This is a genomic window from Mycobacterium sp. THU-M104 (assembly GCF_049197365.1).
Taxonomy (GTDB): Bacteria; Actinomycetota; Actinomycetes; order Mycobacteriales; family Mycobacteriaceae; genus Mycobacterium.
The window spans coordinates 1-8001 of the sequence record NZ_JBMIOP010000053.1 but is presented as its reverse complement, the minus strand read 5'-3'; the positions used below and the strand labels follow the sequence as shown (position 1 = coordinate 8001).

The 8001-nt window shown below is 69.6% G+C and carries 8 protein-coding genes; 6 read left to right on the top strand and 2 right to left on the bottom strand.

Features of this window, described 5'->3' with window-relative positions; translation table 11 throughout:
• The coding region (locus ACOJVU_RS05680) for a MarR family winged helix-turn-helix transcriptional regulator (protein WP_421528877.1) at positions 1 to 416 on the bottom strand (416 nt) is incomplete at its 3' end.
• A 118-nt stretch (positions 417 to 534) separates the two neighbouring features.
• Between ACOJVU_RS05680 and ACOJVU_RS05675 the strand changes: the two genes are divergently transcribed.
• Genes ACOJVU_RS05675 through ACOJVU_RS05660 form a run of 4 tightly spaced genes read left to right on the top strand, consistent with a single transcriptional unit; the run spans position 535 to position 5782 of the window.
• Complete coding sequence (locus ACOJVU_RS05675; protein WP_421528876.1) at positions 535 to 2583, top strand: ATP-binding cassette domain-containing protein; 2049 nt, start codon at positions 535 to 537, stop codon at positions 2581 to 2583.
• On the top strand, positions 2580 to 3449 hold the full coding sequence (locus ACOJVU_RS05670; protein WP_421528875.1) for a CbiQ family ECF transporter T component: 870 nt from the start codon (positions 2580 to 2582) through the stop codon (positions 3447 to 3449). Before ACOJVU_RS05675 ends, ACOJVU_RS05670 begins: the two co-directional genes overlap by 4 nt.
• Before the next feature lie 52 nt (positions 3450 to 3501).
• Positions 3502 to 3954, top strand: coding sequence for an SRPBCC family protein (locus ACOJVU_RS05665; RefSeq protein WP_421528874.1), 453 nt, complete (start codon positions 3502 to 3504; stop codon positions 3952 to 3954).
• On the top strand, positions 3947 to 5782 hold the full coding sequence (locus ACOJVU_RS05660; protein WP_421528873.1) for a sulfatase-like hydrolase/transferase: 1836 nt from the start codon (positions 3947 to 3949) through the stop codon (positions 5780 to 5782). The genes ACOJVU_RS05665 and ACOJVU_RS05660 overlap by 8 nt, the downstream gene beginning before the upstream one ends.
• Here the strand turns inward: ACOJVU_RS05660 and ACOJVU_RS05655 are convergent.
• Positions 5779 to 6225, bottom strand: a complete 447-nt coding sequence (locus tag ACOJVU_RS05655; RefSeq protein ID WP_421528878.1) for an Lrp/AsnC family transcriptional regulator — start codon at positions 6223 to 6225, stop codon at positions 5779 to 5781. The genes ACOJVU_RS05660 and ACOJVU_RS05655 overlap by 4 nt on opposite strands.
• Before the next feature lie 131 nt (positions 6226 to 6356).
• Here ACOJVU_RS05655 and ddaH point away from each other — a divergent pair, with 131 nt between their 5' ends.
• Entirely contained in the window at positions 6357 to 7244 is an 888-nt protein-coding gene (gene ddaH, locus ACOJVU_RS05650; RefSeq protein WP_421528872.1) for a dimethylargininase, read from the top strand.
• A partial coding sequence (locus ACOJVU_RS05645) for an aminotransferase class III-fold pyridoxal phosphate-dependent enzyme (RefSeq protein ID WP_421528871.1) occupies positions 7241 to 8001 on the top strand: 761 nt, incomplete at its 3' end. The genes ddaH and ACOJVU_RS05645, both read left to right, overlap by 4 nt.

The following is an 8001-nucleotide window of genomic DNA, read 5'->3' as shown; positions in this document are numbered from 1 at the left end:
TCGGCCAGCTGCGGCTCGATCGCGGCCGCGCGGTCGACACGGACCGCGTTGAGCGTCTGCCGTCCCTCGGCCGTGATGTGGATGCGGACTGCGCGGGCGTCGTCGGGGTCGACCGTCCGCGTGACCAGGCCGGCCTCCTCGAGGCGTCGTACCTGTGTGGTCATCGTCGGTTGCGAACAGTGGTCGACGGCCGCCAGATCACCGATCCGGGCTTCGCCGTGCGCCTCGATGGTGGCGAGCAGCCTGGCCTGCGCCGCAGGCAACGGCATCCGGATCCGCTGGGTGGCCAGCCGGTTGAGGCGGGCGACCACCGCGAGCAGGTCCGCTCCGAGGCCCGGTTGCAGCTCGGACGTCGCGGCGTCAACGACTCCACCGACTTCGGCCACTCCGCTGTGATCGGCGGCGGATGGGTTCATGCCTCCATGGTTGCATAGCTACCCTAAGCGAGCTGCTGCGTGGATGCCGGGGTGCAAATCCCCAGCTGGCCGGGTGTTCTGGCGGGGCCCGCGCCCGCGGCCTGGCAGAATCAATCAAGTGACCGGCCCAAGACTCCTGCGTGCGAGCCGCCGTGGTGGACCACTGCAACCGGTGGAGTTGGCGCAGGCGTCGGTGATGGGTGCGCTGTGTGCGGTCATCGCGATCATCTCCGTAATCGTCCCGTTCGCCGCCGGGGTGGCCCTGCTCGGCACCGTGCCGACGGGGCTGCTGGCCTACCGCTACCGACTGCGTGTACTGCTCGCCGCGACGGTCGCCGCCGGGATGATCGCCTTCCTCATTGCCGGCTTGGGCGGATTGATGACGGTCATGCACGGCGCGTACGTCGGCGGGCTGATGGGATTCGTCAAGCGCCGGCGCCGGGGAACGCCGACGGTGATCGTCGTGTCCCTGATCGCCGGGGTCGCGTTCGGTGCCGTGACGCTCGGCATGCTGGCTGTCATGACCCGGCTGCGGCACCTGATCTTCCAGGTGATGACAGCGAACATCGACGGGGTCGCAGAGTTTTTGACCCGGATCCATCTGGCGCAGGCCGGCGCCGACGTCAAACGGTATTTCGCCGAGGGGCTGCACTACTGGCCGTGGATCCTGCTGGGTTATTACACCGTCGGCATCATGATCGTCTCGCTGATCGGCTGGTGGGCACTGTCCCGGCTGCTGCAGCGGATGAGCGAGATTCCTGACGTGCACAAACTGGACGTCTGGGACGGCGGCGAGGGCGAGAGGGCCGCGATAGGCCCCGTGCCGGTGCGGCTGGACAAGGTGCGCTTTCGCTACCCGCACGCCGCCCGGGATTCGTTGCGCGAGATCAGCCTGGACCTTCGGGTGGGTGAACACGTGGCGATCACCGGCGCCAACGGCTCCGGCAAGACCACGTTGATGTTGATCCTGGCGGGCCGGGAACCCACGTCGGGCACGGTGCGGCGCCCCGGTGCGGTCGGCCTGGGCAAGGTTGGCGGCACGGCCGTGGTGCTTCAGCATCCCGAAAGCCAGGTTCTGGGCACCCGCGTCGCCGACGACGTGGTGTGGGGCCTGCCGCCGGGCACCGAGATCGACGTGAACCGGCTGCTGGGCGAGGTGGGCCTGGACGGGCTCGCCGACCGCGACACCGGAAGCCTGTCCGGGGGCGAACTGCAGCGCCTGGCGCTGGCCGCGGCACTGGCCCGGGAGCCGTCGTTGCTGATCGCCGACGAGGTGACCACCATGGTCGACCAGCAGGGCCGGGAGGCCCTGCTGGGTGTGCTGTCGGGCCTCACCCAACGGCACCGGACCGCACTGGTGCACATCACGCACTACAACAACGAGGCGGAGTCGGCGGACCGCACGATCAACCTCAGCGATTCACCGGACAACGCCGACATGGTCGAGTCCGCGCCCACGCCGCTGCCGTCCGCGCCGGTAGCGCACATCTCCTGCGCGCCGGCGATCGAGCTCGTCGAGGTCGGTCACGAATACGCCAGCGGCACACCGTGGGCCAAACCCGCGCTGCGCGACATCAGCTTCGTCGTGGAGCAGGGGGACGGGTTGCTCATCCACGGCGACAACGGGTCGGGCAAGTCGACCTTGGCCTGGATCATGGCCGGGCTGACGATTCCCACCACCGGTGCCTGCCTTCTCGATGGCCGGCCCACCCATGAGCAGGTCGGCGCGGTGGCGCTGTCGTTCCAGGCGGCCCGGTTGCAGCTGATGCGCAGCCGCGTCGACCTGGAAGTTGCCTCGGCCGCGGGTTTCTCGCACCGCGACCAAGACCGCGTCGCCGCGGCGCTGGCCAGCGTCGGGCTGGACCCCGCGCTGGCCAAACGTCGCATCGACCAGCTCAGCGGCGGTCAGATGCGCCGCGTGGCGCTGGCCGGGCTGCTGGCGTGTTCGCCGCGGGCGTTGATCCTTGATGAGCCGCTGGCCGGGCTGGACGCCACGAGCCAGCGCGGTCTGCTGCGCCTGCTGGAGGATCTCCGCCGCGAGCGGAGCCTGACCGTGGTGGTCATCTCCCATGACTTCGTCGGGCTGGAGGGCGTCTGCCCGCGCACCCTGCATCTGCACAACGGAACGTTGGAATCGGTGGCGACCGCGGCCGGAGGCGTTGCATGACGGCGACTGCGGGCGCACCGCTGAACGCGGGCCCGGAGCACGCTACGAGCCGGCGTCTGCCGCGGCCGGTGGTGTTGCTCGTACCGGTGCCCGGGACGTCGACCATCCACCAACTGTGGGCTGGAACCAAACTGCTCGTGGTCTTCGGGATCTCGGTGCTGCTGACGTTCTCCCCGGGATGGGTGACGATCGCCGCGGTAGCGGCCCTGGTGGCGGCCGCGATACGGATTGCGCGCATTCCGCGGGGGGTGCTGCCGTCGGTTCCGCGCTGGCTGTGGGTGATCGTCGCGCTGGGCGGCATCACGGCCGCGCTGGGCGGCGGCAGCCCGGTGATCGCCGTGGGCGGCCTGCACCTGGGACTCGGCGGTTTCCTGCAGTTTCTGCGGATCACCGCGCTGTCGGTGGTCCTGCTCGGGCTGGGGGCGATGGTGTCCTGGACCACCAACGTCGCCGAGATCGGTCCCGCGATGGCGCTTTTGGGTCGCCCGCTGCGATGGCTGCGGGTCCCGGTCGAGGAATGGGCGGTGGCGCTGGCACTCGCGCTGCGCGCCTTCCCGATGCTGATCGACGAATTCCAGGTGCTCTACGCCGCCCGTCGGCTGCGGCCCAGGCGGATACCGCGCGGCCGCAGGGCGCGGTTCCGGCGGCACGCGCTGGAGGTGATCGACCTGCTCGCCGCGGCCATCACCGTGACGCTGCGCCGCGGCGACGAGATGGGCGACGCTATCACCGCCCGTGGCGGAACCGGCCAACTCTGCGCTCACCCGGCGCGGCCGACAACGACGGACTGGGCGACCCTGGCGATTACGACCGCGGTGTGCGGCGCGGCGATCGGAGTGGAGATCGCGTTGCACCTGACCCGATGAGCACGGAACCTCAGACGCTGCGGGACCTGCTGCCGTCGCGTAACTTGGGCACGTGTCAGACAAGCACCGCAGCCGCCGCATTGTGGCTTCCCCGCAGGAGATCTGGGACGTCCTGGCGGATTTCGGATCGGTCAGTTCGTGGGCGGGCAACGTCGGCCACTCCTGCATCCTGTTCTCGGGTCCCGGCGGCGCAGCCGTCGGAACCGCGCGCCGGGTCCAGTTCAACCGCGAGGCCCTCATCGAGCGCATCACCGAGTTCGACCCGCCGCACGTGCTCGGCTACGACATTGAAGGCCTGCCGGGCCGGCTGCGCAGGGTGGCCAACCGATGGACGCTGGCGCCGGTCGCGGGTGGGTCGACCGTCGTGAGCCTGACCAGCACCGTCGAGATCGGGCCCCGCGCACCGCACAAGCTGGCCGAACGCATTGTGTGCCGCGTCATGGCGCGGGAGTCCGGCCAAATGCTCGCCGGGCTCGCCAGCCGATTGGAAGATGCCCGTGTCTGATCGCCCCGATGTCGTGGTCATCATGACCGACGAGGAGCGCGCGGTGCCGCCGTACGAGACCGCCGACACCCTCGCCTGGCGCGACCGGGTACTCACCGGCCGCAAGTGGTTCGACGAGCACGGGGTCAGTTTCGCCCGGCACTACACCGGCTCGCTGGCCTGCGTACCGAGCCGTCCCACGCTCTTCACCGGGCACTATCCCGACCTGCACGGGGTCACCCAGACCGACGGCATCGGCAAGACGGCCGAGGACTCCCGCATGCGCTGGCTGCGCCCCGGCGAGGTGCCGACCCTGGGCAACTGGTTCCGCGCCGCGGGATACGACACCCACTACGACGGCAAGTGGCACGTCTCTCATGCCGACCTCACCGACCGGGCAACGGGCCGCACGCTGGAAACCAACAATCACGACGGAGTCGTCGACCCCGTCGCCGTGCAGCGCTACCTGGCCGCCGACCCACTCGCGCCCTACGGCTTCTCGGGATGGGTCGGCCCGGAGCCGCACGGCGCTGCACTGGCCAATGCCGGCGTGCGTCGCGATCCGCTCGTCGCCGAACGGCTCGTCTCCTGGCTCTCCGACCGGTACGCACGCCGCCGGGCCGGGGACGCGGCGGCGCTGCGCCCATTCCTGCTGGTGGCCAGCTTCGTCAACCCCCACGACATCGTGCTGTTCCCGGCGTGGGTGCGTCGCAGCCCGGTCAAGTCGTCGTCGCCGCTGGACCCCCCGCCGGTGCCCCCCGCGCCGACGGGCGGCGAGGACCTGTCGACAAAGCCGGCAGCGCAGATCGCGTTCCGCGAGGCGTATTACTACGGCTACGGCCCGGCCCCCGTGATCAACCGGGCCTACGAGCGCGACGCCCAGCGCTACCGCGATCTGTACTACCGCCTGCACGCCGAGGTGGACGCGCCGATCGACCGCGTTCGGCGGGCCGTCACCGACAACGGTTCGGCCGACGCGGTGCTGGTGCGCACGGCCGACCACGGCGACCTGCTCGGCGCGCACGGCGGGTTGCACCAGAAGTGGTTCAACCTGTACGACGAGGCCACTCGCGTTCCCTTCGTGATCGCCCGCGTCGGGGAGCGGTCCACGGTTCCGCGCGTCGTGACCGCGCCGACGTCGCATGTCGACCTGGTCCCCACGCTGCTGTCGGCCGCCGGCATCGACGTCGCTGCTGTCGTGTCCGGACTTGCCGAGTCCTTCTCGGAGGTCCATGAGCTACCGGGCCGCGACCTGATGCCCGTCGTCGACGGCGCGCCGGCCGACGAGACCCGCGCGGTCTACATGATGACCCGCGACAACATACTCGAGGGGGACGCCGTGGCCTCGGGCCTGGCGCGCCGCCTCAGGCTGACCGCGAATCCGCCCGCGCCGCTGCGCATCCGGGTTCCGGCGCACACCCCGTCCAATTTCGAGGGGCTCGTCGTGCGTGTCGACGACGTGCCCGGTGGCGAAGGTCACCTGTGGAAGCTGGTTCGCACGTTCGACGACCCGGGAACCTGGACCGAGCCCGGCGTGCGGCACCTGGCAGCCAGCGGGCTGGGTGGCAACGCCTACCGCACGTCTCCGCTCGAGGACCAATGGGAGCTCTACGACCTGACCTCCGACCCGGTCGAAGCCGAGAACCGGTGGACCGATCCGGGCCTGCACGAGCTGCGCGGGCACCTGCGCACGCGGCTCAAACAGGAGCGGGCGGCTTCAGTCCCTGAGCGCAACCACCCGTGGCCCTATGCATCCCGGCGAACGCCGAGCCCGGGGCGCGCTCGGGCGGCACGCTGGGTGGCCCGCCGCCCGGGCAGCACTGGCGCGGGGTTTTCGCCACCGGTTTAGGGGCGCATGCGGTCGATCAGGTCGGACAGCACGACGATGCTTTCGCTGCGTTCGATGTCCGCGCTGGACCGGATCCGCTCGAGGGCGGTCTCGAGGTGCTGCATGTCGCGCGCCAGGACGTGCAGGATCGCGTCGGACGTTCCGGTGACCGTGGCCGCGCTGACGATCTCGGGGATGTCCACCCACGCCGCCCGCAGCTCGGCCGGCGAGATCCGGCCGTGGCAGTACACCTGCACGTAGGCCTCGGTGTTCCAGCCCAGCGCATTGCGGTCGATGACCGTGGTGAAGCCCTTGATCACCCCGCTGTCGAGCATCCGGTCGACGCGCCGCTTCACGGCGGGCGCCGACAGGTTCACCGTCTCGCCGATCTCGGCGAAGGTCGCGCGCGCGTTGTCGGTCAGTTCCGCGAGGATGCGCTCGTCGGTCTCGTCGAGTCTGTCCATGCCGGTCACGCCCTCCCATTTCGTCGACGGACAATAAACAACCGCTAGACCCAATCTAACGCAACAAATACGCGTAGCCGAAGCAATGTTCGTCGATTGATTGTCTACATGGGCTCCATTATCGTAGATTTGTGACGGATTACTATGTGGCGGAGCCGGCGACGGTCGCCGCGCCCGCGTATGTGACTTGGCCCGACGCCGAGGCCCAGAGGCGCGCTCGCACGCCACGGACCCGGCGGTACGCGATGACACCACCGGCATTCTTCGCGGTCGAATACGCGATCAACCCCTGGATGGACCTCAGCACGCCCGTGGACGTCGGCGTCGCGCACGCGCAATGGGAGAACCTGTACCAGACCTACCTGTCGCTGGGCCACCACGTGGACATCGTCGAGCCCGTGCCCGGGCTGCCCGACATGGTGTACGCGGCCAACGGCGGATTCATCGCCGACGACGTCGCCATCGTCGCCAAGTTCCGGTTCCCCCAGCGGGCCGGCGAGGCGCGCGCCTACGCCGCGTGGATGTCGTCGCGGGGCTACCGGCCCTTGTCCACCCGCCACGTCAACGAGGGGCAGGGCGATCTGCTGATGGTTGGTGACATCGTCCTGGCCGGGTACGGCTTCCGCACCGACCGGCGCGCGCACGACGAGATCTCGGCGGCGCTCGGCTTTCCGGTCGTGTCCCTGGAGCTGGTCGACCCGCGCTTCTACCACCTGGACACCGCGCTGGCCGTTCTCGACGATCACACGATCGCCTACTACCCGCCGGCCTTCAGCGAGGCGGCGCAAGACCAACTGCGTGCGTTGTTCCCCGCTGCTATCGTGGTCGGCAGCGCCGATGCCTACGTGCTGGGGCTCAACGCAGTCTCCGACGGCCTGCACGTTGTAATTCCTTCTGGCGCAAGCCATTTCGCGACACAACTGCGTGAGGCCGGTTTCGAGCCGGTCGGCGTGGACCTATCCGAGCTGCTCAAGGGCGGCGGTTCAGTCAAATGCTGCACATTGGAGGTGTTCTCATGACGATTCTCGACGCCCCGGCCGCGGAGGCGGTCATCACGAACCGCACCGAGAGCGCGATCACTTTGGTCGACAAATATGCGGCGCACAACTATTCGCCGCTGCCCGTGGTGGCGGCAAGCGCCGAGGGGGTGTGGATCACCGACGTCGACGGTCGGCGCTATCTGGACTGCCTGGCCGCCTACTCGGCGGTCAACTTCGGCCACCGTAATCCCGAGATCACCGCGACGGCGCACGCGCAACTCGACACCGTGACGCTGGTGAGCCGGGCTTTCCACGCCGAGGGTCTGGGGCCGTTCTGTGCAGCGCTGGCACGGCTGTGCGGCAAAGACATGGTGCTACCGATGAATTCGGGCGCCGAGGCCGTCGAGAGCGGGCTCAAGGTGGCCCGCAAATGGGGCGCCGACGTCAAGGGCGTGCCCGCGGGTCAGGCGAACATCATCGTGGCCGAGAACAACTTCCACGGCCGCACGATCAGCATCGTCAGCTTCTCCTCGGATCCCGCGGCGCGCGGCGGCTTCGGACCGTTCACGCCGGGCTTCCGCTCGGTGCCCTACGGCGACGCCGCGGCCCTGGCGCAGGCCATCGACGACAACACGGTCGCGGTACTGCTGGAGCCGATCCAGGGCGAGGCGGGCATCATCGTCCCGCCGGACGACTACTTGCCGTCCGTGCGCGCGCTGTGCAGCGAGCACAACGTGCTGATGATCGCCGACGAGATCCAGTCGGGGCTGGGGCGCACAGGCTACACCTTCGCCTG

Excerpts from the sequence above, each read along its gene's own strand:
- ACOJVU_RS05670 (WP_421528875.1), top strand. The coding sequence starts at position 2,580 with ATGACGGCGACTGCGGGCGCACCGCTGAACGCGGGCCCGGAGCACGCT.
- ACOJVU_RS05655 (WP_421528878.1), bottom strand. The coding sequence starts at position 6,225 with ATGGACAGACTCGACGAGACCGACGAGCGCATCCTCGCGGAACTGACC.